This window comes from Streptomyces sp. NPDC058086 (assembly GCF_042885015.1).
In the GTDB taxonomy this organism is placed as follows: domain Bacteria; phylum Actinomycetota; class Actinomycetes; order Streptomycetales; family Streptomycetaceae; genus Streptomyces.
The window spans coordinates 197,451-221,071 of the sequence record NZ_JBHVST010000002.1 but is presented as its reverse complement, the minus strand read 5'-3'; the positions used below and the strand labels follow the sequence as shown (position 1 = coordinate 221,071).

The window sequence follows — 23,621 nt, the reverse complement described above, 5'->3', positions numbered from 1 at the left end:
GGACGCAAAGGTGCCAAAGGCCGAGTCTAACGGGGTGGGAGCCGACCTCGGACGCGCAGTCCGAGGGGTGGCTCCGGTACATGTGCGCCCGTGGGGCCTCTTCGGCGTTACAGCAGGTACGCCGGGGTGCCCACGGGCAACGTAAATCGGAACTCGGCACCGCCGCCGGGGGCGCGGCCGACCGTGATGGTGCCGCCGTGGGCCTCGACGATGCCCTTGACGATATACAGCCCGAGGCCCGTGCCGCCGCGCTTGCTGCCCCGCCAGAAGCGGGTGAAGACGCGGTTCATGGACTCCTCCGGGATGCCGGTGCCCTCGTCGCTCACGGTGACCGACGTGGCCGCGTTCGCGGCGCTTTCATCATCCCCCCGCTCCCGCGGGGACGCCGAGGGCGTGACGTCAATAGTGACGGTTCCCTCGCCGTGCCGCACCGCGTTTTCGAGCAGGTTGCTCAGCACCTGGTCAATCTTGTCCGGGTCGGCCCACAGGGGCGGCAGGGGCTGTTCGATGCGCAGCAGGAAGCGGTCGGCGGGCTGGCCCGAGGTGACGTACGCCTGGATGTGGCGGCCGACGGCGGCCCCGATGTCGACGGGCTGGCGGCGCACCTCCAGACGGCCGGAGTCGATGCGGGAGATGTCGAGCAGCTCGGCGATGAGCCGGGTGACCCGGTTGGCGTCGGCGTCGACGGTCTCCAGCATGAGTTTCTTCTGGTCGTCGGTGAAGCGTTCCCACTTGGCGAGGAGAGTGGCGGTGAAGCCTTTGACCGAGGTGAGCGGGGAGCGCAGCTCGTGGGCGACCGTGGCGATCAGCTCGGCGTGACTGCGCTCGGTACGGCGGCGGGCCTCGGTGTCGCGCAGCGAGACGACGACACGGCGGACGGGCCCGGTGGGCGCGGTGCGTACGTATCGCGCGGAGACGAGCACCTCCCGTCCTCCGGGGAGCAGCAGATTCCGCTCGGGCTGTCCGACGCGGATCGCGAGGCCGCCGTACGGGTCGGTCAACTGCCACCAGCGACGGCCTTCGAGGTCCTCCAAGGGAAGGGCCGACTCCAGGTGGTGTCCGAGGGCTGCGGCGGCGGGGACGGCGGTGATGCGGGCGGCGGCGGCGTTGAAGCAGATGACCCGGCCGTTCTCGTCGGCGATGACGAGTCCGTCGGGGAGGTCGTCGGGGTCGATACCGAGTTCGACCCCCGGTTCCGACCCGAGACCGGCGCGCGGGGGCGCGGGTGTGTCGCGCACGTCCCGTGCGCGCAGTGCGCTCTTCGCACCGCTCGTGCCGACACCCATCCCCGTATCCCACCTCTCGTCTGGCGCAGTGGGCCCCCGAGCCCGTCACCCTACTAGCTGTCGGTGACGGAGCGGCACCCTCCGGAGGCGCGCTGTGCACGGGCGGACGCGTAGAGACATACGGCGGCGGCCGTCGCGAGGTTCAGACTCTCGGCCTTTCCGTGGATCGGTACGCGCACGACGGCATCCGCCAGCGCGCGCGTCTCCTCCGGGAGCCCCCAGGCCTCGTTGCCGAACACCCAGGCGGTGGGGCCGCCCATGGTCCCCTTGTCGAGCTCGTCGTCGAGGTCGTCCTCGCCCGCGCCGTCGGCGGCGAGGATCCGTACGCCGGCGTCCTTGAGGCCTCGTACGGCTGCCTCCACGGGCACCCCGACGGCCACCGGCAGGTGAAAGAGGGAACCGACCGAGGCCCGTACGGCCTTGGGGTTGTACAGGTCGACGGACGCGTCGGTGAGTACGACGGCCTCGGCGCCGGCGGCGTCGGCGCACCGCAGCACCGTGCCGGCGTTCCCGGGGTCGCGGACGTGCGCGAGTACGGCGACGAGCCTGGGCCGGGCCGCGAGGATCTCCTCGAACGGGGTGTCGAGGAACCGGCAGATCCCGACGAGGCCCTGCGGAGTGACGGTGGTCGAGATGTCGGCGATCACCTCCTCGTCGGCGAGGTGCACCCGTGCTCCGACGGCCCGGGCGTCCCCGACGATGTCGGCGTAGCGCTCCGCGGCCTCGACGGTCGTGAACAGCTCGACAAGCGTGGCCGCCCCGTCGACGCGGTGCGCCGTCGCCTCGCGCACGGCCTGCGGTCCCTCGGCGAGGAACAACCGCTCCTTGCCCCGGAAGTTCCGCCGGGCGAGTCGCCGCGCGGCGGCTACGCGCGGCGAGCGCGGGGAGATCAGCTCGGGGGCGGCGGGCATGAGGTCACCTCAGGGGGTTGCGGAGGGTCGGCTTGGGGTGGGGCGGGGCCGGGTCCCCTCGGGGAGGACGACGAGAGCGGGTTCTTTGTGTCCATGCCGACTGCGGCCGGGGCCGGGTCCGGGGCGTCGGGGACCGGCCCCGCGAGCCGCCTGCCGCCACCGGCCGGCGCCCGGTGACCGCGATCCCGGCGGCCTCGGACGCCCGGTCCGGCAGAGCTACGACGAGGCGGTGCTGGACTCTCGGTCCGACTGAGCTCCGACGGAGGACGCCGACCCGGCACACCGCGTCCACCAGGACGAAGCCCCGCCGTCGGGCGCGGGCCCGACGGGTTGGGCATCCGCCGAGACGGAACCCCACCACCACCAGACCCGGAACCAACCGGCTGGATGCTCCCACCGGAGGCCGCGTCCGCCAGGACACAACCCCGCCACCAGACCCGGAACCAACCAGCTGGATGTCCCCACCGGAGGCCGCATCCGCCAGGACACAACCCCGCCGCCGGACCCGGGGCCGACCAGCTGGATGCTCCCACCGGAGACCGCGTCCGCCAGGACACAACCCCGTCGGCAGGCCCGGAACCGACCGGCTGGATGTCCCCGGTGGAGGCCTCGTCCGACGGGACGCAACCCCGCCGCCGGACCCGGGGCCGACCAGCTGTCCCCCGTCGGAGGGCTTCGGCGTTGCGCGTGGGCTTTGTCTCCCCGGTGGGGGCACCGGATACGGCACGTCATGCGTGGCGTTCGGTGCCGATCCGGGGCGGGGATTCCGCCGCAGCCGACGTGCCGTACGGCGCCGCAGGCGTTTCTCCCGCCGCTGCGGCGCTCAGCCGCGAGGGCTGAATCCGACGGTGCCGAACCGAGATCGCCGACGCGCGGCGTCCCTCGATCGGCCGGCGGAGCCCAAACGCACCGGGACCCGCAAGCCGTGAGGCAAGCGGGTCCACAGCGACGTACGGCTCAGGCGAGCGCGAGCGTCACGCGGCCTTGGGCGCGTTGACGTCCGACGGCAGCGCCTTCTGCGCGACCTCGACGAGCGCGGCGAACGCACCGGCGTCGTTCACGGCCAGCTCGGCCAGGATCTTGCGGTCGACCTCGATGTTCGCGGCCTTCAGACCCTGGATGAAGCGGTTGTACGTGATGCCGTTGGCCCGGGCAGCGGCATTGATGCGCTGGATCCAGAGCTGACGGAAGTCGCCCTTGCGCTTCTTGCGGTCGTTGTAGTTGTAGACCAGCGAGTGGGTGACCTGCTCCTTGGCCTTGCGGTACAGGCGCGAACGCTGACCGCGGTAGCCGGAGGCCGCCTCGAGGATCGCCCGGCGCTTCTTGTGGGCGTTGACTGCCCGCTTGACGCGTGCCACTTTTAACTCCTTGTAGCGGGGCCGTGGTTGTCTTCACACGGCCCGAAATCGATTGGGTCCCGGTCAGAGATCAGGCGCGCGATGCGCGCCCGACATCACTTGCCGAGAAGCTTCTTGATCTTCTTGGCGTCGCCCGGGGCCATCTCGGCGTTGCCGGTGAGGCGGCGCGTCAGGCGCGACGACTTGTGCTCGAGCAGGTGGCGCTTGCCGGCGCGCTCACGGAGCACCTTGCCGGAGCCGGTGACCTTGAAGCGCTTGCTGGCACCGCTGTGCGACTTGTTCTTCGGCATAGCGCCGTTCTCTCCTCGTCAGTGGCGTTCCGATGCCCGGTCGTTAAACCGGGCACGGTGGAACGTCATGTATGTATCGATTGACATCCCTGGACTCATGTCCCGGGGGATTCCATGGACTGTCGTCCCGGACTCCCCGGAGCCTTCACCCTGGGATCAGGCCTCGGCGGAAGCCTCGGCCGGGGCCTCGGCGGTCTCGGCCTCAGTGGTCTCGCCCTCGGCGATCTCACCCTCGGCGAGCTCACCGTCGGCGGCGTTCTGCGAGCGACCGGGGTTGGCCTTCGCTTCCGCCTTACGAGCCGCCTGGGCCTCACGGGCCTCGGCCATCGCCTCGGTCTTCTTCTTGTGCGGACCGAGAACCATGATCATGTTTCGGCCGTCCTGCTTCGGGTTCGACTCGATGAACCCGAGGTCCTCGACGTCCGAAGCGAGACGCTGCAGCAGTCGGTAGCCGAGCTCCGGCCGGGACTGCTCGCGACCGCGGAACATGATCGTGATCTTGACCTTGTCGCCCTGCTTGAGGAACCGGACGACGTGACCCTTTTTGGTGTCATAGTCGTGCGGGTCGATCTTCGGCCGGAGCTTCATTTCCTTGATGACCGTGTGCGCCTGGTTCTTGCGCGCCTCACGGGCCTTCATGGCCGACTCGTACTTGAACTTCCCGTAGTCCATGAGCTTGCAGACCGGCGGACGGGCGCTCGCCGCCACCTCGACCAGGTCGAGGTCGTACTCCTGCGCAAGCTCCAGCGCCTTGGCAAGCGGAACAATCCCGACCTGCTCGCCGCTGGGACCGACAAGTCGCACCTCGGGAACGCGAATCCGGTCGTTAATGCGGGGCTCGGTGCTGATGGATCCTCCTCGGTAGCACCACACGGCGGTCTGGCGGACAGCCGCGTATGTCTCTGATGACATTGGACCAACCACCGCGGGGCATGAAAAATGCCCCGGACGGTACACAGGCGGGGCTCCAAGGAATACCGGAGCACCGCCGCGGTGAACCGCGGGGCGCACATTCGGGCGACTCCACCGTCCGTACGGAACGGTGGTGGCCGCCTGACCGGGTGACCCGCCATCCCTGGGGACGGTCGGGTGGGAGATCGGAGCCTCCACTTGTGGGCCGAGCACGCTTACATACATATGGGCGCATCCGGCCGGTCGTTACACAAGGTTAGCAGCTCCCCCGGGCCCGCGCTAACCGAGCGCCTCCGCGCTCCCGCGGACGGGTGCCGGCGTGCCGGGGCCTATCGTGTGGGACATGAGTGACACCCCTCCCCAGAACCCCGACTTCGACAGCATGACCCGCGACATCGCCGAGGTCCCCGCGGTCGAGGTCCTCGTGACGGTCGCCGTCAACCTGATGAGCGCCGCCGCCGTGAAGCTCGGTCTGACCGAGGAGGGCGACAAGTACAAGGACCTCGACGAGGCGCGCAAGCTGATCCACGCGCTGGCCGGACTGCTCGACGCGAGTGCGACCGAGATCAGTTCCTTCCACGCGTCCCCGCTGCGCGACGGCCTGAAGTCGCTGCAGCTGGCGTTCCGCGAGGCGTCGATCGTCCCGGACGAGCCGGGCCAGGGCCCGGGCGAGAAGTACACGGGCCCGATCTACGGCTAGGACCTGATCCGCCGGAGAGGCTCTGCTTCCCCTCCCGCTCCCGCTTTTACTGACGTACGTACAAGGGCTCGCCCGGTGGCGTCGTCCCGGCCGGCAGCAGTGCCAGGTCGAGACCGCGCACCAGGCGGGCCCTCAGTGTTTCGTCGGCGGCGAGCCGCCCGGCGAGCGCGCGGGCGGCTTCGGCCGGGGCCGCGGTCGGGTCCAGTACCAGTGCGAGGGTGCCGTCGGCCTGGCCGGGTCCCAGGTGGGCGCGGAGTACGGCGGGCTCGGCGGCCACGGCGGCGCGTACCGCCTCGACCACGGCGGGATCGGCGAGCGGGTCCGCCGTCGTACGCCCCTCGGCGAGGGCGAGCAGCGCCGAGCCGGTCAGTTCGTACGGCACCGGACCGGCCAGGTCGAGGACGACCGTGTCGGCCTTCTCGTGCGCGGCGGCCTGCAGGGCCTGGTGCAGGGGTACGGCGACGGGGCGGGCCGCCGGGTCCCAGCGGGCCAGCGACTCGGTGGAGGTGAACGCGGGCAGGGCGGTGCGATGGCCGGCCTTCAGGGTGGGCACCGCCATGTCGCTGGTCTTCTCGTGACGCAGCCCGTTCTCGTCCTCCTCGACCTCGCCGAGGACGGCCACGACGGGCACGAGGAGCCGGGCACCCTTGAGCGCCTCCAGGACCGGCCCCACGGCGGTGCGGTCCTCGGCCCAGGCCGCGAGTGCCGCGCTCAGCCGGGGATCGGCGGAGCCGTCGTCGTCGGGGAAGCCGGAGTCGGGAATGTTCTTGTTCGCCACGGTCCCCGACCCTATCGGGGGGATGCTGCTGGGCTTGTGCGGGCCCGGAAACCTGGCGTTGACAGCTTTCACGGGATTCTCAGGTTTCGCTGACACACCTCTAACATCCGTCTAACGCCGGGCACAGGCACCGCCCCGAGCATCGCGGGATGGCCCCTCACAGAGCTCGTCGGCGTCGCACCCGCCGCTCCGGACGCAGGACCCTCGTCTACACCGTGGTGGCTTCCGCCGTCCTCGTGGGCGGTACGGCGGCGGGTGCTGTGTACGTGAAGGCACAGGCGCACGACCGCGGGAGCCTCGTATCCTCCCCCTCGGCATCGCCGGGTACGTCGTCCTCGGCATCGGCCGCGTCATCCCCCAGCCAGGAGGCATCGGTGGAACCTGTGACAAAGCCCACGGTGGACCGGGACGCCCTGCTCACCAAGGCGATGAAGGCCGTGGCCCTGGAGGACGGCGCAGAGGTGTCGGTCGCGGTGTTCGACATCGACTCCGGCGAGGGCGCCGCCTACGGCGAGGGAGCCTTCGACACGGCCAGCATCGTCAAGGTCGACATCCTCGCGACGCTGCTGCTCCAGGCGCAGGACGCGGACCGGCATCTGACGGCGACGGAGAAGACGTACGCCACCGCGATGATCACGAACAGTGACAACGCCTCCGCGTCCGCTCTGTGGGACATCATCGGGCAGGCGGACGGTCTCGACGCCTCGAACAAGCGGTTCGGACTGACCGGCACCTCCGGCGGGGACGGTGCGCTGTGGGGCCTGACCCAGACCACGGCCGCCGACCAGCTCACCCTGCTCCAGCAGGTGTTCGGGGACGACTCCGAGCTCAGCGAGGCCTCGCGCACGTATCTCCAGGGGCTGATGGGCGAGATCGCCGCCGATCAGCACTGGGGGGTGTCGGCGGCGGCCGACGGCACGCAGTGGGCCCTCAAGAACGGGTGGCTGGCGCGGAGTTCGACCGGGCTGTGGGACATCAACAGCATCGGTCGGGTCACTGTCGACGGTGCCGAGTACCTGGTGGCGACGCTGTCCAACGGCAACACGACCAAGGCCAAGGGGATCTCGGTGGTGGAGGCGGCGGCGAAGGCGGCGGTGGCCGCGTTCGGCTCCGCGTGAGTTCAGGGGGCGTAAAGGTGCGGGGTGTCCGTTCGGCTGCGGGTAAGCAGTGGCTGGGCGCGCCCACGCGGCGGAGCCGCATATGTCACAGCCCCGCGCCCCTAAAGGGGCACGTCGCCCGATGCGTCCTGCCCTGAGAACCTGCGGCCACGCCACAGGATCACCGACGCGGCCAGCAGGACCACGCCCGCGCCGCCCGCCGCCGGGCCCGCCCAGCCGGACGGCTGGTTGTCGTCCGGGGCGGCGTCGGGGCCCGTACCGAAGTACTTCTTGCCGTACGCCGCCGCGTGGGTGCTGTCCGGCTTGAGGCGGCCGGCGGCCTCGATGGCCGCCGCGGGGTCGATGAAGCCGAAACCGCGGGAGTCGTCGCGGCCGCCGCTGGGGGCGTTGCGGGCGGTGTCCTCCAGGAGCTTCTTGATCTGCGCCGGGGACAGGCCCGGGTGGGCCGCCTTGATGAGCGCGACCGCGCCGGAGACGAACGCGGAGGCGGCGCTGGTGCCCCAGCCCTCGTAGTACTTGTCGTCCGGGTCGGCGATGACGACGTCGACGCCGGGGGCGCTGACGGTGGCGTACCAGCGGCGGGTGGAGAACGAGGCGCGAGTGCCGTTCTGGTCGACGGCCGTGGCCGCGATCACGCCCGGGTAGGCCGCCGGGTACGAGATGTGGTCGCCCTTCTCACCGCCGTTGCCGGCCGAGGCGACGACGACCGCGCCCTTCTTCAGGGCGTACTGGACGGCCGCGTCCTCGGCGGGCTCGGGATGGGCGGACTTGGAGTCGTCGCCGAGGGAGAGGTTGATGACGTCGGCGCCCTGGTCGGTGGCCCAGCGGATGCCCTCGGCGAGGGCGTTGCCACGGGTGTTGCGGGCCCTCGTACGGGCCGAGTCGCCGTCTTCGAGAATGACGCGGACGGGGAGGATCTTCGCCTCGGGGGCGATGCCCAGGACTCCGTCGCCATTGCCGACGCCGTGCCCGTGACCGGCGATGATCCCGGCCATCGCGGTGCCGTGCCGGGCCCACGCGCGGTCACCGCGCTGCGCCCCGAAGCCGACCATGTCCTTTCCGGTGAGGACGTTGCCGGCCAGGTCCGGATGCTGGTCGTCGACGCCTGTGTCGAGGACCGCGACCGTGATGCCCTGGCCCTTCGTGGTACGCCAGGCCTGCTGGGTGTGCATCGCGTCGAGGGCCCACTCCTGGGCACGTATGCCGTCGGCGTGCGCGGCGGTGGACGGGAGCAGGGCGAGGGACGCGGCCAGCAGGACGCTCAGGGCTCCGGCCCTCTGGGTGGCCCTGCCGGATGCCTTGCGGCTGGCCTTGCGAGTGGCCTTGCTGGTGGTGGCCCTGCTGATGGTGGCCTTGCGGGTCATGACGGCTTCTCCGTGGCCGAGCCGACGGTTTTGCGCAGGCTGCGCTCGATGCGGTCGGCGAGTCCCTGTGCGTCGTGGCCCAGGCCCGCCTGGGCCGGAGCCGTGGTCGCACCGGGCTTGATGGCGTCCGCGGCGGGCTGCGGGGCGGTGACGATACGGCCGTCGGCGAAGCCGGAGACGGCGTAGACGACCACGGGGGCGTCGGTGAGCACCGACACCGTCCAGGACGCGCGCTGGGCGTCGCCGAACCCGGCGGCGACGGTGCCCTTGGCGGCGTACGGACGGGGCATCAGATCGGTGCGCCGGTCGAGGCCTTCCTGCTGGAAACGGTTCTTCAGCGCGGTCATGGCCGCCGGGTCCGCCTTGGTGATCAGCAGCCCCACGGTGGTGACCTGGCTGCGGGTCGCGTCCGTGTAGGTGGCGCGCAGCAGCCGCAGACAGCCGGCCGGGGCGAGCGCCTTGCTCAGGAGCGGATCGAAGGCGTTCGCGCAGCCGCTGTCCGGGGCGACGGTGAGCCGGGTCCAGGTGCGGTCGGCGCCGCCGGGGCCCGCGCCCTGGCCCTGCACGGTGGGCGGGAAGAGCTGGTCCACGGGCACGCTGTGCCACAGGCTTCCGGCCGCCACGAAGGCGCTGTGCGTACCGTCCCCGTCCGTGCCGTCGCCGGTCAGCCAGCTTCCGGCCGCCGCGCCGCCGATGAGGCCGAGGCCCAGCACGACACAGGCCGCGGCCGCTGCCGCCCGGGGCCGGGTGCGCGCGCCGACGTGGCGCCGACGCTTGGTGTCGTCGTAGGTCTCGGGCTCCGCGAACGACACGTACGGGCGTGTCGTGCCGGGGGCCGGGCTCGCCGGGGCGGACGGTTCCGCGGGCCGCTCCGCGGGGATGGGGCGCAGCCGCGTGGTCGTCTCCGTGATCCCGTCCTCGGGCACGGGGGTCCGCCGGGCCGGGCCGGGGTGCGGCACGCCGGGGTGCCGACCGGCGGGCGGGGCGTCGGGAAAGCGGGCGGAGGCCGGGGGCGGGGGCGGGGACGCGGGAGTGGTGCGCCGGCCGGGGAAGCGGGGGTGCGTCGGCTCGTGGCGCGGCGGCTCCGGCGTGTCGGTGGCGCCCGGCGCCTGCGAGGGCGTCGTACCGGCGCAGGACGACCCCGAAGTCGGTTGCGGGTCGTGCGCGAGCCGGAAGGGGCGCGACGCCCGGGTACCGCCGCCGCCCGGGCGGGCGATGACATCGCCGGAGGCGTCGGACGCCTCACCCGAGCGCGAGACCGCGTCCGCGGGGGAGCCGGCCGGCACCGGCCGCTGGGAACCACCGCCCGCGCGGGGCGCCCCGGCGGCGGCATCGGGCGACAACGGGGTACGGGACTCGCCGCCCGAACCCGGGGTCCCGGCGGTGGACGAACCTGGTGGCTGGGAGGCGGCGCCCGCGCGGGGGGCCGTCATGGCGTCGTCCGCCGGGGACGGACGGCTCTGCCGGGGTACGCGCGCGGCGGGGGCGTCAGCCGTGGCGGGCCGCTCCGCCGGGCGGCGCGGGGCGCCTCCCGGGGGCAGGTCCCCGGAGTCGGGGAGCGTCCAGGGCTCGCCGACGACGGACGGTTCCGTCCGGCGGGGACCCGGGGCGGTGGCCGCGGGCGGTTCCTGTGGGCTCGGCAGCGACCAGGGCTCGCCGCCCACAGGCGGCTCGGCCGGGCGCGGCCGCCAAGTGGCGCCCGAGGGCAGGTACTTCGGGCGGGGCGGCACCGCGTCCTCGCCCACGGGGGCCTGGCCCACGGGGGACTGCTCGGGCCGCGGCGGGGTCGCCGGACGCGGCGGCCGCGTGACGTCCCCCGCGGGCGGCGCTTCGGACCTCTGCGGGGGCACCGGATTCCCAGGCCCGGGAGACATCTCCGGCCTCGGCGTGGTCGCCGGACGGGACGGCACACCGCCCTCGCTCCTCGGAGACTGTTCGGGCCGCGGCGGGGTCGCCGACCAGGAGGGCACGCGCTCCACGCTCACAGGAGACTGTTCCGGCCGCGGCGGGGTCGCCCGGCCGGACGGCACGCGCTCCCCGCTCGACGGGGCCTGCTCAGGCCGTGGTGGGGTCGCCGGGCGGGACGGTGCGGCAGCCTCGCCGGCGCGCTGCGCCGGTCGCGGCGACGGCGTCGGGCGGGAGGGCGAGGAGCCGGTGCGGCCTTCCGCGGGAGGCGGTGGGGTGTCCTGCGCGGGAGACGCTGCTCCCTCGGGCGACTCTCCCGGTGACTGTGCCGGGCGGGGTGGGGTGGCCGGGCGTGGCGGGATGGAGGCGCGGCGCGCTTCCGTGCTCATGCACCCCCCGTTTCCTCGTACCCGGGCTACCGACCCGGCCCGGAATCCGCCGGGCCGCTCACGTGTACGGAAGAAACCACCTCGGCGACTCACCCGTCACGAGCACCCATACCCGTGGCGACGGACCGTCATCCCGGGCACGACCCGCCCGGACAAGGTCGTTCCTCCCTGCGTGCGCGTCACTCTACGGGTTGACGTGGGCAGGGAGAGAACCAGTCCGCATGCCCGGGGCATCTGCCCGGAACATCCCCCTACCCTGCGGTAATCGCGTCTGGCAGGCTTCGGTCATGACTGCCCGCGCCGCAGACCGGGCCCGCTACGACCGGGCCACCGCTCATCTCGACGCCCCTCTCGCGATCGTGGATCTGGAGGCCTTCGACGCGAACGCGGACGATCTCGTCCGCAGGGCCGGTGGCAAGCCGATCCGGGTCGCCAGCAAGTCGGTGCGCTGCCGCGCCCTGCTCGAGCGCGTCCTGGAGCGGGACGGTTTCGCGGGGATCATGTCCTTCACCCTGGCCGAGTCGATCTGGCTGGCCCGTTCCGGCTTCGACGACATCCTGCTCGCCTACCCCTCGGCGGACACCCAGGGCTTCGCCGAGCTGACCTCCGACCCCAAGCTCGCCGCCGCCGTCACCGTCATGGTCGACGACCCCGCCCAGCTCCGCCTGATCGACGCGGCCCGCCGGGGCGGCACCGAAGTGGTGCGCGTCTGCCTGGAGTTGGACACCTCCCTCAAGCTGCTCGGAGGCCGGGTGCGGGTCGGGGCGCTGCGCTCGCCGCTGCACTCGCCCGCCCAGGTCGCCGACCTGGCCCGCGCCGTGGTCCGCCGGCCCGGGTTCAGGCTGGTGGGGATCATGGCGTACGAGGGTCATGTCGCGGGCGTCGGTGACGCCGTCGCGGGGCGGCCCTTCCGGTCGCGTGCGATCAGGCTCATGCAGGCCACCGCCCGCAAGGAGCTCGCGCAGCGGCGCGCCGAGGTGGTCCGTGCCGTACGGGCCGTGGCGCCGGACCTCGAGTACGTCAATGGCGGCGGGACGGGCAGTGTGCAGCACACGGCCGCCGAGGACGCGGTCACCGAGATCGCGGCGGGCTCCGGGCTGTACGTTCCTCGGCTGTTCGACAACTACACGTCGTTCAGCGGACGTCCGGCCGCGCTCTTCGCGCACCCGGTGGTACGCAGGCCCGGCGTCGGGGTCGTCACGGTGCTCGGCGGCGGCTACCCGGCCTCGGGCGCCCCGGGCCCCGACCGGCTGCCGGTCCCCCATCTGCCGGAGGGCCTGCGCTACGACCCCCAGGAGGGCCCCGGCGAGGTGCAGACGCCGCTGCTCGGCGCCCCGGCGGACGACCTGCTCATCGGCGACAAGGTGTGGTTCCGGCACGCGAAGGCCGGGGAGCTGTGCGAGCGGTTCGACGCGCTGCACCTGATCGAGGGCGACACGGTGACGGCCACCGTCCCGACGTACCGGGGAGAGGGCCACACCTTCCTGTAGCCGGACTCACCGCGTGCCCACGGGCCGGATCCCCTGGGTGATCCGGTCCATGTCGGTGAGCGGCGGCCCGTCCGCACCCGCGTCGAACACGAAGCGGACGATGACGAGGGCCCGCGAGCCCACGCCGGCGGGGAACGCCAGCGATTCGACGTAGCCCCCGGGTCCCGCCCCCGTCTTCACCTGCCAGCGCACGAGGTATCCGACGCTGCCCGCGACGGCGACCGGGCTCGCCCGCAGCTGCCGGTGGGAGGTGACGCCGTGGAAGGGCCGGTTGTCGAGGAGGTCGCGGTCGTACGCGGTGTTCGCGGCGTCCGCGATGTCGTGCTCGGCGAGGGCCTTCGGGGACCTCTCGTCGTTCGCGGTGACGGTTCGCGAGATGACCCGCCCGTGCCGGCACAGACCGGGGTCGCCCGGGCAGTCGTAGGTGCCGGGGGTGGTCATCATGACGTCGTCCTCGGCGATGTCCTGGGCGCGGACCCAGCCGTCGAGCAGCGGCAGGGCGATGCCGTTGAGCTCGTCCACGACGACGGACGGGTCGGCGGAGGACGGGCCGGCCGGGGAACCGGTGGTCTGTACGGGTGCGGCGGCCGGGGTGGTCCGTGTCGCCGCGGCGCCCCCGTCGCCGCCGTCCCGGCCGAGCACGAAGGCGCCCGTGACGATCGAGGTGACCAGGACGACTCCGGCGGTGACGAGCGCCACGGCCTTGGCGCGGCCGGAGCCGCCGGCGACGGGTTGCGGCGGTGCCAGGGGCACTTGGGGTGCCTCGGGTCCTCGCCGGTGGTCCGTCCAGGCGGTGCCGTCCCACCAGCGCTCGACGAGCGGGTACGAGGGGTCGCGGTACCAGCCGGGCGGAGGCGTCATGCTCATTCCGGCACTCTAGGGCGCGCCCCGAACGTCAGTACACGGGTGCTCAGTAGACGGTGTCCTTCTGGTCGGGTACGACCGAACCGTCGTCCCTGAGGACGGGTTCCCCGCCGCCGCCGGTCGCGTTGTGGGCGCTGGTCGCGCACGGGTACGGCTCCGGCCTGCGCGGCAGCGGCCCGATGAACATCGGGTTGATCACCCAGCGGCCGTCGGCGTCGTCGTACGCGCGGCACATGAGTTCGCTCTTGTTGCGGTTGAGGACCAGGTGGGCTCCGGTGGCGTCCCCGACGAAGGTCACATCGGTGTCGGCGTCACCGGCCGCGAGCGCGGTGCGGTGGCGTGGGTCCTGCCGCTGCCAGGCCGCGGCGCCGTGGACGCCGTAGATCTCCTGGTTGATCCAGCAGCGCTTGCCGTCGATGTACGGGATGGCCTCGCCCCGGGTCGCCGGTACGCCGCCGCAGCCCTCGTTCCAGGTGGTGATCCGGCCGCGCCGGTCGAGCACCGACCGGATGGCGATCGTGTGCCGGGCGTCGATGCCGACTCCCCGCGACCAGACCTCGGTGACCGGTTCGGCGCCCGCGGAGACGACGTAGACGTCGAATCCGGCCCTCTGGAGGGTACGGATCAGCTCGCGCTGCTGCTCGTAGTAGCGGACGTACGCCGGGAGGGTGTGCGTGCCCAGGGTGCGCGTCGAGCCGAGGGGCGCGGCCAGGGCCTGTGCGCGGGCGCTGCGGGCGTACGAGGTCAGCTCGGCGACGGTGCGTCCGGCGAAGAGTTGGGGCACCCAGGCGTACTGGGGGACGGTGCGCCGGTGGTTCCAGGTACCGGCGAAGGCGGCGGCGCCGCTCATGGTCCGGCCGTTCTCGCGGATCTCGAGGATCTCGTCGGCGCAGCGGGGCTCGGCCGAGGTGGGGAGGGGTGTGCCCGCGGGTGTGCTGGTGCCGCAGGCGGCGGTCAGCGCTCGGTCCGCCGCGTCCGTGAGCCATTGGCTGGTGTCCCGCCAGCGCGCGGGGCGGAGGATCTTGTCGTGTCCCAGGGCCCAGGCGAGGGTGGCGTCGGTGACGTCGTTCTTGGTGACGGTGTTGTCCCAGTCGAAGGCGGCGACCGGGCGGCCCGCCGGGGGGATCGGCCCGGCGCAGGTGCCTCGCTCGTCGATCACCTGTTGCAGGTGGGCGCGGTTGTCGCCGTACCAGGGCGCGGCAAGCCGCGGGCAGTCGGGACGGGGGCCGAAGGAGGCGGGTGGCGCGGCCGCCTGGGGGGCGCCCGCGACCAGGGTCCACGCGAAAGTGGCATGAACGGATCGATATCGCATGGGACGTGCATATACCGGGGTGATCTACAGAGGCGTGACGTACGCGCCCGAGATCCCCCCGTCCACGAGGAAGTCGGAGGCGTTCACGAAGGAGGAGTCGTCGCTGGCGAGGAAGGCGACCGCCGCGGCGATCTCCTCGGCCTCGGCGAACCGGCCGACGGGGATGTGGACGAGCCGGCGTGCGGCCCGCTCGGGGTCCTTGGCGAACAGTTCCTGGAGCAGCGGGGTGTTGACCGGTCCCGGGCACAGGGCGTTGACGCGGATGCCCTCGCGGGCGAACTGGACGCCCAGTTCACGGGACATGGCCAGCACGCCGCCCTTGGAGGCCGTGTACGAGATCTGCGAGGTGGCCGCGCCCATCCGGGCCACGAAGGACGCCGTGTTGATGATGGAGCCCTTGCCCTGGCGCCGCATGTAGGGGATCGCGGCCTTGCAGCACAGGTAGACGGAGGTGAGGTTGACCTCCTGGACGCGCTTCCAGGCCTCCAGGCCGGTTTCCAGGATGGAGTCGTCGTCGGGCGGCGAGATGCCCGCGTTGTTGAAGGCGATGTCGACGGAGCCGTAGGTGTCGAACGCCGTCTTGAAGAGCGCCTCGACCTGCTCGGGGTCGGTGACGTCGACCTTGACGAAGATCCCGCCGACCTCGTCGGCGGCGGCCTTGCCGCGGGCGTCGTCGACGTCGCCGCAGACGACGTGGGCGCCCTCGGAGGCGAGCCGGCGGGCGGTGGCGAGACCGATGCCGCTGCCGGCGCCGGTGATGACGGCGGTACGGCCGACGAGGCGGCGGCAGATGATTCCTTCGGCGCCCGCGGTGGCTTCGGTGCCTGCTGTGCCTGCTGTGCCTGCGGTGCCTGCTGTGCCTGCGGTGCCTGCTGTGCCTGCGGTGCCTGCGGTGGCTTCGGTCACTGTGCGGGGCCCTCCGTGCTGATGAAGACGTTCTTGGTTTCGGTGAAGGCGGTGAGCGCGTCCGGGCCGAGTTCGCGGCCGATCCCCGACTGCTTGAAGCCGCCGAAGGGGGTCCAGTAGCGGACGCTGGAGTGGGAGTTGACGGACAGGTTCCCGGCGCGGACGGCCTGGGAGACGCGCAGGGCGCGGCCGACGTCACGGGTCCAGATGGAGCCGGAGAGGCCGTACTCGGTGGCGTTGGCGAGCCGGACCGCGTCCGCCTCGTCCTCGAAGGGCAGGACGACGGCGACGGGGCCGAAGACCTCCTCGACGGCCACACGCGCGTGGGGCTCGACATCGGTGAGGACGGTGGGCGGGAACCAGAAGCCGGGACCTTCGGGGGCCTTTCCGCGGATGCCGGGGGTGTCGGCGGGGACGTACGAGCGCACGCGCTCCAGCTGCGCCCGGGAGATCAGCGGGCCCATCTGCGTCTGCTCGTCGGAGGGGTCGCCGACGACGACGGACTCGATCGCGGGGGCGAGGAGGTCGACGAAGCGGTCGTAGGCGGAGCGCTGGACGAGGATGCGGGTACGGGCGCAGCAGTCCTGGCCGGAGTTGTCGAGGAAGGCCATCGGAGCCGCTGCGGCGGCGGCCTCGATATCCGCGTCGGCGAAGACGATGTTGGGGCTCTTGCCGCCGAGTTCGAGGGTGACGCGCTTGAGCAGGGCCGAGCCCTTCGCCAACACCTGTTTGCCCACAGCCGTTGACCCGGTGAACACGATCTTCGCGACGCCGGGGTGCTCGACGAGCGCGTTGCCCGCGACCGGGCCGTGGCCGGGGAGCACCTGGAAGAGCCCCTCGGGCAGACCGGCCTCCAGAGCCAGCTCGGCCAGCCGGAGCGCCGTCAGGGGGGTCGTCTCGGCGGGCTTGAGGACGACCGCGTTGCCGGCCGCGAGCGCCGGGGCGGTGCCCCAGGCGGCGATCGGCATCGGGAAGTTCCAGGGCGCGATGACACCCACGACGCCGAGCGGTTCGAGGATGGTCACGTCGAGGCCGCCCGGAACCGGGATCTGGCGGCCGGTGAGCCGCTCCACTCCCCCGGCCGCGTAGTCGAGCAGGTCTCGGACGTTGCCCGCCTCCCAGCGGGCGTTGCCGACCGTGTGCCCGGCCTCGCGCACCTCCAGGTGGGCGAGTTCCTCCAGGTGACCGTCGACTGCGGCCGCGAACCGGCGCAGCAGGCGGGCGCGGTCGGCGGGCGGGAGGGCCGCCCACTTCACCTGGGCCCGCGCGGCGCGCACGACGGCGGCGTCCACGTCGGCAGCGGTGGCGGCCGGGACGGTGGCGAGGACCTCCTCGGTGGCCGGGTTGAGTACCTGGAGAGCGAGCTCGTTCGACAAGGAAGGACCTCTCACATGCGTTCGAAGGAGCGGCGCAGCTCCCAGTCGGTCACCGCGGCGTCGAAGGCTTCCAGTTCGACGCGGGCCATGTTGCGGTAGTGCGCGACCACCTCGTCGCCGAAGGCGGCCTTGGCGATGGGGCTGTTCTCCCAGAGCTCGGCGGCCTCACGCAGGGTGGTGGGCACGTGCGCGTACTCGGCCGTGTAAGCGTTGCCCGCGCACGGCTCCGGCAGCTCCAGCTTCTGTTCGATGCCGTACAGGCCGGCCGCGACGAGCCCGGCGACGGCCAGGTGCGGATTGACGTCACCACCGGGCAGCCGGTTCTCGAAGCGCATCGAGCGGCCGTGGCCGACGACGCGGAGCGAACAGGTGCGGTTGTCGTATCCCCAGGCGACGGCGGTCGGCGCGAAGGAGCCGGGCTGGAAGCGCTTGTAGGAGTTGATGTGGGGCGCGTAGAGGAGCGAGAAGTCGCGCAGGGCGGCCAGCTGCCCGGCGAGGAAGTGCCGCATGACGTCGGACATGCCGCCCGGGTCCTGCGCCGAGCCGGCCATCACGTTCGTGCCGTCCGCGTCCGCGAGCGAGAGGTGGATGTGACAGGAGTTGCCCTCGCGCTCGTTGTACTTCGCCATGAAGGTGAGCGAGACGCCCTCCTGGGAGGCGATCTCCTTGGCGCCGGTCTTGTAGATGGCGTGCTGGTCGCAGGTGACGAGGGCCTCGTCGTACTTGAAGGCGATCTCGTGCTGCCCGGGGTTGCACTCGCCCTTGGCGGACTCGACGGTCAGCCCCGCGGCCTGCATCTCGTTGCGGATGCGGCGCAGCAGCGGCTCGATGCGTCCGGTCCCGAGGACCGAGTAGTCGATGTTGTACTGATTGGCCGGGGTGAGCCCCTTGTAGCCCGCGTCCCAGGCCTGCTCGTAGGTGTCCTTGAAGACGATGAACTCGAGCTCGGTGCCGACCTGGGCGGTGTAGCCGAGCGCGGCGAGGCGGTCGAGCTGGCGGCGCAGGATCTGGCGGGGCGCGGCCACGACCGGGGAGCCGTCGTTCCAGACGAGGTCGGCGACGAGCAGGGCGGTGCCCTCGTTCCACGGCACCCGCCGTAGGGTGCTGAGATCGGGGCGCATGGCGAAGTCGCCGTAGCCCCGGTCCCAGGAGGACATGGCGTATCCGTCGACCGTGTTCATCTCGGTGTCGACGGCGAGGAGGTAGTTGCAGCCCTCCGTGCCGTGTTCGAGGACCTCGTCGAGGAAGAAGCGCGCGGCGAACCGCTTGCCCTGGAGCCGCCCCTGCATGTCGGGGAAGGCCAGGACGACGGTGTCGATCTCGCCGCCCGCGACGAGGGTGTGCAGCTCCTCGACGGCGAGCGGGGGTGTGCGGTCTGCCACCGGAAAAGCCTCCTTGGGTCAGCCGAGAGCCATAAGGTATTGCGGAGAACCATTGCTTGGGAAGGGGGCACGACCAGATGACGCGGGCGGAAGCCGACGGTGGTGCGGACGACCGACTGACGCCGGTGCTGCGGCCGGTGCGGGCGGGCAACGGTTTCGAGGAGGCGCTGGAGCAGATCCTCCAGGTGGTCCGGCTGGGGCTGGTGCCGGGCGGCGGACGGCTGCCCGCGGAGCGGGAGCTGGCGGAGCGGCTGGGGATCAGCCGGGTGACGCTGCGCGAGGTGCTGAAGGTGCTCCAGGACCAGGGTCTTGTCGAGTCGCGGCGCGGTCGGTACGGCGGCACGTTCGTGGTGCCGAGGGCCGAGACCCCCGGCGAGGACGAGCTGCGGCGCCGGTTCGCCGAGGCCGACATCGAGGACGTCCTGCGCTTCCGTGAGGTGCTGGAGGTGGGGGCGGCGGGGCTGTGCGCGACGCACGGGCTCTCCCCGGAGCAGGCCGAGCGGCTGCGCGAGGCGCTGGCCCGCACGCACGAGGCGCCGCTGGCGGACTACCGGCGCCTGGACACCCTGCTCCACCTCACCCTCGCCGAGCTGAGCGGTTCGCCGTCACTGACGGCCCAGTACGCGGCCGTCCGCGCCTCCGTCAACGACCTGCTCGACTGCATCCCCCTCCTGGTCCGCAACCTGGAGCACTCCCAGCGCCAGCACACCGCGCTGGTCGAGGCGGTGCTCGACGGGGACGCGGACGGGGCGCGGGAGATGATGCGGGAGCACTGCGCGGGGACGGCGGCGCTCCTGCGGGGCTTCCTGGCGTGAGCCGTCTGCCGGTACCGTACGAGGACTTTCAAAGGTATGACTGCATTCCATTGAATGGGTAGGGAGCGCGGTGTGGGAGGTACGGACGGTGCGGGCGGCGTGGGCGGTGTGGGCAGTGTGGGCAGACCGCTGATCGGCGTGAGTACGTATCTGGAGGCCAGGGCGCGCTGGGGGGTGTGGGAGCTGGAGGCCGCGCTGCTGCCGGCCGGCTATCCGCGGCTCGTCCAGGCGGCGGGGGGTATCGCCGCGATGCTGCCGCCGGACGACCCCTCCCACGCCGCGTCGGTCGTCGCCCGTCTCGACGGCCTCGTGATCGCGGGCGGCCCCGATGTCGACCCGGTCCACTACGGCGCCGAGCGCTCACCGCGGACCGGACCGCCGTCCGCCGCCCGCGACGTCTGGGAACTCGCCCTGATCGACGCCGCGTTGGCCGCCGACACCCCGCTCCTCGGCATCTGCCGGGGCATGCAGCTCCTCAACGTCGCCCTCGGCGGAACGCTCGTCCAGCACATCGACGGGCATGTGAAGGACGTCGGGGTCTTCGGGCCGCACGAGGTGACGCCGGTGGCGGGGAGTCTGTACGGGGATGTCGTGCCGGAGCCATGTGCCGTGCCGACGTACCACCATCAGGCGGTCGAACGCCTCGGAGAGGGACTGACGGCCTCGGCGCACGCGCTCGACGGAACGGTGGAGGCGATCGAACTCCCCTCTCCCCGCTGGGTGTTGGGCGTGCAGTGGCATCCCGAGATGGGCGAGGACCTGAGGGTCATGCGGGCGTTGGTGCGAGCCGCTTCCTGAGCCAGTCGAGGGCGGCGGCGCCCTGGGCGTGCTGGAAGGCGCGCAGGGTCGGCAGCCCCGGGGGCGGTGGCTGCCGGGAGTGCCGGACGAAGTAGCCGGCGAGGGCCGCCAGGGTGGCGGTGACGCCGTCCGGGTCGGCGTCGCGGCCCAGCGGGTGGGTGGTGAACACCTCTTCCGGGTCGGGGCCGCCCTGGGCGCGGACGCACGGAAGCATCACCAGCAGGTCGAACCACGGGGCGGCGCGCACGGCATGCGGCCAGTCGACGAAGACGACCCTGCCGTCCTCCGTGAGCAGGACGTTGTCCGCGCGCAGGTCGGCGTGCGCGAGGGTGTCGCCGGTGGCGAACTCGGCCCACGGGGCGGAGAGTTCGGCCAGTTCGTGCAGGTGCGCCGCGGTCCAGGGGTCGAGGCCCTCGCCCGCGGTGTCCCCGGAGTCGATGAGCTGCCGCCATCCCTGGAAGGCGTGGGCCAGGGACTGTGCGGCGGTCGGGGCGTCGAACGGTGCCGGTGTCAGGGCGCGGCCCAACTCCTCGACGGCGTCGAGCACGCGTCTGAACTCGCCGTCCTGCCAGGGGACATGGGGCTGACGGCCCGCCACGTCCTCGAAGACGAGAGCGACCCAGGTGCCGTCGTCGTAGGTGCCGAGGAGCCTGGGGGCCGGGGTGCTCGGCGGGAGCAGGGAGACGTTCCTCGCCTCCGTTCGGTGCAGGGAGGGGCTGTCGGGGTTCGTCTCCGCGCTGACCGCCTTCACGAACGCACGGCGGTGGTGCGTGGTGGTCACGCGGGCGGCAGCGCCGGGCGAGAAGCCGCCCTCCTGTGTGACGGCCGTCCGCACCGGCGCGCCGAGCACGTTCGCGACGGCGTCCCGCAGCGTGCGAGGGAGTTCTTCCCAGGGCGTGCGCAAGCCCGCGGCAGGCGGGACGGTCGAAGTCATGCCCAGCATCCTGCGGGGCCCTGACCCCGACCGCCACCAATTATCTCCGCCCCCGCCGCCCCTACCCGTCCCATCCCTGCTTGGGGGCTCCGCCCCCAAACCCCCGACCGGCCTGAACGGCCTCGTCCTCAAACGCCGGACGGGCCGAACACGAGGGCGAGCCGAGGCTTTTAGGGGCGCGGGGAACTGCGCGACCAGCCCCCACCGGCCCGCGGCCGACACACTCACCCCGGGGTGGCGCCCTACAAGCCCCGTGTAAGTGAGAGCAGTTCCCGTGCCGGGCCCGTAGGGCGGTGGCCCGTGGGCCAGACCGCCCGGAGGGCTCGGCGGAGTTGGATGTCGGACAGCGGGATGCTCACCAGGCGATGGGCCGACAACTCCTCCCCGAGAGCCAGCTCGCTCAGGACGGCGGGCCCCGCCCCACTCACGGCCGCCGCTTTCACCGCGGTCGTCGAGGAAAGCTCGATCAACGGCCGCGCCAACCCACCCAACGCCGCGTCGAGAACCTGCCGCGTACCCGACCCCTCCTCCCGGAGGATCAACGGCGTCGCGGCCAGCTCCGCCCCCGCGAGCGGCGCGCGGCGCCGGGCCCACGGATGCCCCGGCGCCGTCACCACGATCAGCCGGTCGTGCGCGATGACCGTCGAGTCGAGGGAGGGCGGCACGGACAGTCCCTCCACGAAGCCGAGATCCGCCTCGCCCGCGAGGAGACGTTCCGCGACGGCCGTCGAGTTCCCGGCGAGAAGCGACACCGCCGTGTCCGGCCGCTGCGCGCGCAGCGCGAGCAGCCACCCCGGCAGCAGATATTCGGCGATGGTCATGCTCGCCGCCACCCGAAGCCGCGAGTCCCGCCGGTCCCGCAACGCCTGCGCCCCCGCGTCGAACGCCTCCGCCGCCTCCACGACCCGCCGCGCCCAGTCCGTGACCAGCGCCCCGGCGTCCGTGAGCCGCGAGCCCCGGGGCGAGCGGTCGACGAGCGCGACGCCCAGTTGCCGTTCCATGGAACGGATCCGGCTGCTGGCCGCGGGTTGGGTGATCCCCAGTTCCCGCGCCGCCCGCCCGAGACTCCCGAGCCGCGCCACCGCGAGCAGCAGTTCCAACGCCCCGAGGTCCGGCACCCGATGCGCGATCCCGACCGCGACCGGTTCCCCCGACCGGCCACCCTCCAGCGATCCCTCAGCACTCACACCCATAAACCCAGCTTATGCCCCCATAGACCCGTACTCCCTGGTGGGGACCCGGCGGGCGCGCGACCGTGGACACATGGTCACCGCAGCCCAGCCCCTCCTGTCGACCCCCGTCACCGAAGTCGGACACCCGCGCGTCACCGCCGTCCGGCACCTCGGCCCGAACTGGTACGCCTCCGTCATGGGCACCGCGATCGTGGCCACGGCGGGCGCCGGACTTCCCGGTGACGTCCCGGGCCTGCGAACCGTCTGCACGGCTGTCTGGGCCCTCTCGGCCCTCATGCTGGTGACCCTGCTCGCCGCCCGCGCGCTGCACTGGACGCACCACCGCGACCAGGCCCGCGCCCACCTTCTCGACCCGGCCATGGCCCCCTTCTACGGCTGTCTGGCGATGGCCCTGCTGGCCGTGGGCGGCGGCGCACTCGTCGTCGGCGGGGACTGGATCGGGACGCGGGCTGCGGTCGCCCTGGACGCCGTACTGTTCACCGCCGGTACGGCCGTCGGACTCGCCGCCGCCCTGGCCGTCCCGTACCTGATGGTCGTACGCCATCGCATCCGCCCCGACCAGGCCACGCCCGTCTGGCTGCTCCCCCTCGTCGCGCCCATGGTGTCGGCCGCCCTCGGACCGCTCCTCGTGCCCCACCTGCCCCCGGGCCAGCCCCGGGAGACCCTGCTCCTCGGGTGCTTCGCGCTGTTCGGGCTGAGCCTGCTGGCCACCTTCGTGATGCTGCCGGTGATCTTCGGCCGGCTCATCACCGCGGGGCCGCTGCCGCTCGCGCTCACCCCGACGCTGTTCCTCGTGCTCGGTCCGCTCGGCCAGTCCACGACCGCGGTCGGCAAGTTCGCGGACTTCGCGCCGGGTGTCGTGTCGGCCCCCTACGCCCAGGGTTTCGGAATGCTCGCCGTCCTCTACGGCGTCCCCGTGCTGGGCTTCGCACTGCTGTGGCTGGGCCTCGCCGGCGCGCTGGTGGCGCGGGCCCGCCGGCAGGGCATGGGGTTCGCGATGACCTGGTGGGCGTTCACCTTCCCGGTGGGGACCTGTGTCACCGGCGCCGAGGGCCTGGCCCGGCACACCGGACTGGTCGCGTTCGACTGGCTCGCGGTCGGCCTGTACGCGCTTCTCGTGGCCGCCTGGTGCGTGGCCGCCGCCCGCACCGCACGCGGCCTGATCAGCGGCGAGCTGCTCGCAACGCCTCGACGAAAGTAACCTCTCGCGTCGCGCCTCCAGCCTTCACCGTCCTCATTGGATCGGCCACGGTTCGTTCCTCATCCGCATCCCCGCTGCCTTGAACCGGGACCGGGACCGCATGACGTGGATCACCAAGCCGTGTTCACAGCCCCTTTTCAGTGCCTGAAGGGATGTTCAGCAGTCAGTCCGCAGGCACCATGGCAGACCGAGGAGACCACGCCGCCGTTCTCGTAGATCTCCCGCGCGACCTGCTGCAGCGCAGGGTTCGAGGGGAAGTCCCACATGACGCCGTGCCCGCCGGTGCAGAAGATCGCGGCATACCGGGCCGGGTCGATGTCGGCCGCCTTGGTGGTGCTC

Annotated in this window: 21 protein-coding genes and 1 pseudogene; 6 read left to right on the top strand and 16 right to left on the bottom strand. The window is 72.5% G+C overall.

Going from position 1 to position 23,621, the window contains the following annotated elements:
- Positions 1-107 precede the first annotated feature (107 nt).
- The 5 genes from ACFVWD_RS02505 to infC form a co-directional block, all read right to left on the bottom strand.
- Positions 108-1,286 (bottom strand): ATP-binding protein, encoded by a 1,179-nt coding sequence (locus ACFVWD_RS02505; protein ID WP_389593463.1) that lies wholly within the window; start codon positions 1,284-1,286, stop codon positions 108-110.
- Positions 1,287-1,339: 53 nt separating this feature from the next.
- A complete protein-coding gene (locus ACFVWD_RS02500; protein ID WP_389593462.1) occupies positions 1,340-2,197 on the bottom strand; it encodes a TrmH family RNA methyltransferase in 858 nt (285 codons plus the stop codon).
- Between the two features lie 974 nt (positions 2,198-3,171).
- On the bottom strand, positions 3,172-3,555 hold the full coding sequence (gene rplT / locus ACFVWD_RS02495) for a 50S ribosomal protein L20 (RefSeq protein ID WP_054236131.1): 384 nt from the start codon (positions 3,553-3,555) through the stop codon (positions 3,172-3,174).
- 95 nt (positions 3,556-3,650) lie between these two features.
- A complete protein-coding gene (gene rpmI / locus ACFVWD_RS02490) occupies positions 3,651-3,845 on the bottom strand; it encodes a 50S ribosomal protein L35 (RefSeq protein WP_007829094.1) in 195 nt (64 codons plus the stop codon).
- A gap of 156 nt (positions 3,846-4,001) precedes the next feature.
- Entirely contained in the window at positions 4,002-4,718 is a 717-nt protein-coding gene (gene infC / locus ACFVWD_RS02485) for a translation initiation factor IF-3 (protein WP_248297675.1), read from the bottom strand.
- Between the two features lie 382 nt (positions 4,719-5,100).
- Between infC and ACFVWD_RS02480 the strand changes: the two genes are divergently transcribed.
- Positions 5,101-5,457, top strand: a complete 357-nt coding sequence (locus tag ACFVWD_RS02480; RefSeq protein ID WP_054236133.1) for a DUF1844 domain-containing protein — start codon at positions 5,101-5,103, stop codon at positions 5,455-5,457.
- A 46-nt stretch (positions 5,458-5,503) separates the two neighbouring features.
- Here the strand turns inward: ACFVWD_RS02480 and ACFVWD_RS02475 are convergent, their stop codons facing one another.
- Positions 5,504-6,235: an SseB family protein gene (locus ACFVWD_RS02475; protein ID WP_054236134.1), complete on the bottom strand. Its 732-nt coding sequence runs from the start codon at positions 6,233-6,235 to the stop codon at positions 5,504-5,506.
- A 149-nt stretch (positions 6,236-6,384) separates the two neighbouring features.
- Between ACFVWD_RS02475 and ACFVWD_RS02470 the strand changes: the two genes are divergently transcribed.
- Complete coding sequence (locus tag ACFVWD_RS02470; RefSeq protein ID WP_389593460.1) at positions 6,385-7,353, top strand: serine hydrolase; 969 nt, start codon at positions 6,385-6,387, stop codon at positions 7,351-7,353.
- A gap of 101 nt (positions 7,354-7,454) precedes the next feature.
- Here the strand turns inward: ACFVWD_RS02470 and mycP are convergent, their stop codons facing one another.
- Both mycP and ACFVWD_RS02460 read right to left on the bottom strand, forming a co-directional pair.
- Positions 7,455-8,717 (bottom strand): type VII secretion-associated serine protease mycosin, encoded by a 1,263-nt coding sequence (gene mycP / locus ACFVWD_RS02465; protein WP_389593458.1) that lies wholly within the window; start codon positions 8,715-8,717, stop codon positions 7,455-7,457.
- The gene (locus tag ACFVWD_RS02460; protein WP_389593457.1) at positions 8,714-10,477 is read right to left on the bottom strand and encodes a hypothetical protein; all 1,764 of its coding nucleotides are present in this window, start codon (positions 10,475-10,477) and stop codon (positions 8,714-8,716) included. Before ACFVWD_RS02460 ends, mycP begins: the two co-directional genes overlap by 4 nt.
- Before the next feature lie 821 nt (positions 10,478-11,298).
- Here ACFVWD_RS02460 and ACFVWD_RS02455 point away from each other — a divergent pair.
- On the top strand, positions 11,299-12,501 hold the full coding sequence (locus ACFVWD_RS02455; RefSeq protein ID WP_389593456.1) for an amino acid deaminase/aldolase: 1,203 nt from the start codon (positions 11,299-11,301) through the stop codon (positions 12,499-12,501).
- 6 nt (positions 12,502-12,507) lie between these two features.
- On the opposite strand, the gene ACFVWD_RS02450 is transcribed toward ACFVWD_RS02455, so the two are convergent.
- From ACFVWD_RS02450 to ACFVWD_RS02430, 5 genes are all read right to left on the bottom strand, one after another.
- Entirely contained in the window at positions 12,508-13,368 is an 861-nt protein-coding gene (locus ACFVWD_RS02450; RefSeq protein WP_389593454.1) for a DUF2510 domain-containing protein, read from the bottom strand.
- Positions 13,369-13,411: 43 nt separating this feature from the next.
- Positions 13,412-14,677, bottom strand: coding sequence for a haloacid dehalogenase-like hydrolase (locus ACFVWD_RS02445; protein ID WP_389593452.1), 1,266 nt, complete (start codon positions 14,675-14,677; stop codon positions 13,412-13,414).
- A 24-nt stretch (positions 14,678-14,701) separates the two neighbouring features.
- The gene (locus ACFVWD_RS02440) at positions 14,702-15,472 is read right to left on the bottom strand and encodes a 3-oxoacyl-ACP reductase (RefSeq protein WP_095858197.1); all 771 of its coding nucleotides are present in this window, start codon (positions 15,470-15,472) and stop codon (positions 14,702-14,704) included.
- 107 nt (positions 15,473-15,579) lie between these two features.
- Positions 15,580-16,959, bottom strand: coding sequence for an aldehyde dehydrogenase family protein (locus tag ACFVWD_RS02435; protein WP_389593450.1), 1,380 nt, complete (start codon positions 16,957-16,959; stop codon positions 15,580-15,582).
- An 11-nt stretch (positions 16,960-16,970) separates the two neighbouring features.
- The gene (locus tag ACFVWD_RS02430; protein ID WP_389593449.1) at positions 16,971-18,341 is read right to left on the bottom strand and encodes a glutamine synthetase family protein; all 1,371 of its coding nucleotides are present in this window, start codon (positions 18,339-18,341) and stop codon (positions 16,971-16,973) included.
- Positions 18,342-18,418: 77 nt separating this feature from the next.
- Here ACFVWD_RS02430 and ACFVWD_RS02425 point away from each other — a divergent pair, with 77 nt between their 5' ends.
- Positions 18,419-19,156, top strand: coding sequence for a FadR/GntR family transcriptional regulator (locus ACFVWD_RS02425; protein ID WP_389593448.1), 738 nt, complete (start codon positions 18,419-18,421; stop codon positions 19,154-19,156).
- A gap of 72 nt (positions 19,157-19,228) precedes the next feature.
- On the top strand, positions 19,229-19,954 hold the full coding sequence (locus ACFVWD_RS02420; RefSeq protein ID WP_389593447.1) for a gamma-glutamyl-gamma-aminobutyrate hydrolase family protein: 726 nt from the start codon (positions 19,229-19,231) through the stop codon (positions 19,952-19,954).
- Here ACFVWD_RS02420 and ACFVWD_RS02415 read toward each other — a convergent pair.
- Both ACFVWD_RS02415 and ACFVWD_RS02410 read right to left on the bottom strand, forming a co-directional pair.
- Complete coding sequence (locus ACFVWD_RS02415; RefSeq protein ID WP_389593445.1) at positions 19,923-20,888, bottom strand: aminoglycoside phosphotransferase family protein; 966 nt, start codon at positions 20,886-20,888, stop codon at positions 19,923-19,925. The genes ACFVWD_RS02420 and ACFVWD_RS02415 overlap by 32 nt on opposite strands.
- Before the next feature lie 242 nt (positions 20,889-21,130).
- Complete coding sequence (locus ACFVWD_RS02410; RefSeq protein ID WP_389593443.1) at positions 21,131-22,081, bottom strand: LysR family transcriptional regulator; 951 nt, start codon at positions 22,079-22,081, stop codon at positions 21,131-21,133.
- A gap of 70 nt (positions 22,082-22,151) precedes the next feature.
- On the opposite strand from ACFVWD_RS02410, the gene ACFVWD_RS02405 reads away from it, so the two are divergent.
- Positions 22,152-23,282 (top strand): TDT family transporter, encoded by a 1,131-nt coding sequence (locus ACFVWD_RS02405; protein WP_389593441.1) that lies wholly within the window; start codon positions 22,152-22,154, stop codon positions 23,280-23,282.
- Between the two features lie 137 nt (positions 23,283-23,419).
- Here ACFVWD_RS02405 and ACFVWD_RS02400 read toward each other — a convergent pair.
- Positions 23,420-23,608: pseudogene (locus ACFVWD_RS02400) on the bottom strand (DJ-1/PfpI family protein); the annotation flags it as partial.
- Positions 23,609-23,621 lie beyond the last annotated feature (13 nt).

Coding starts and splice junctions, on each gene's coding strand:
- ACFVWD_RS02455 (WP_389593456.1), top strand. CDS start 11,299: ATGACTGCCCGCGCCGCAGACCGGGCCCGCTACGACCGGGCCACCGCT.
- mycP (WP_389593458.1), bottom strand. CDS start 8,717: ATGACCCGCAAGGCCACCATCAGCAGGGCCACCACCAGCAAGGCCACT.
- ACFVWD_RS02410 (WP_389593443.1), bottom strand. CDS start 22,081: ATGGGTGTGAGTGCTGAGGGATCGCTGGAGGGTGGCCGGTCGGGGGAA.
- ACFVWD_RS02405 (WP_389593441.1), top strand. CDS start 22,152: ATGGTCACCGCAGCCCAGCCCCTCCTGTCGACCCCCGTCACCGAAGTC.
- ACFVWD_RS02445 (WP_389593452.1), bottom strand. CDS start 14,677: ATGCGATATCGATCCGTTCATGCCACTTTCGCGTGGACCCTGGTCGCG.
- ACFVWD_RS02500 (WP_389593462.1), bottom strand. CDS start 2,197: ATGCCCGCCGCCCCCGAGCTGATCTCCCCGCGCTCGCCGCGCGTAGCC.
- ACFVWD_RS02505 (WP_389593463.1), bottom strand. CDS start 1,286: ATGGGTGTCGGCACGAGCGGTGCGAAGAGCGCACTGCGCGCACGGGAC.
- ACFVWD_RS02450 (WP_389593454.1), bottom strand. CDS start 13,368: ATGAGCATGACGCCTCCGCCCGGCTGGTACCGCGACCCCTCGTACCCG.
- ACFVWD_RS02415 (WP_389593445.1), bottom strand. CDS start 20,888: ATGACTTCGACCGTCCCGCCTGCCGCGGGCTTGCGCACGCCCTGGGAA.
- ACFVWD_RS02425 (WP_389593448.1), top strand. CDS start 18,419: ATGACGCGGGCGGAAGCCGACGGTGGTGCGGACGACCGACTGACGCCG.
- rpmI (WP_007829094.1), bottom strand. CDS start 3,845: ATGCCGAAGAACAAGTCGCACAGCGGTGCCAGCAAGCGCTTCAAGGTC.
- ACFVWD_RS02470 (WP_389593460.1), top strand. CDS start 6,385: ATGGCCCCTCACAGAGCTCGTCGGCGTCGCACCCGCCGCTCCGGACGC.
- ACFVWD_RS02480 (WP_054236133.1), top strand. CDS start 5,101: ATGAGTGACACCCCTCCCCAGAACCCCGACTTCGACAGCATGACCCGC.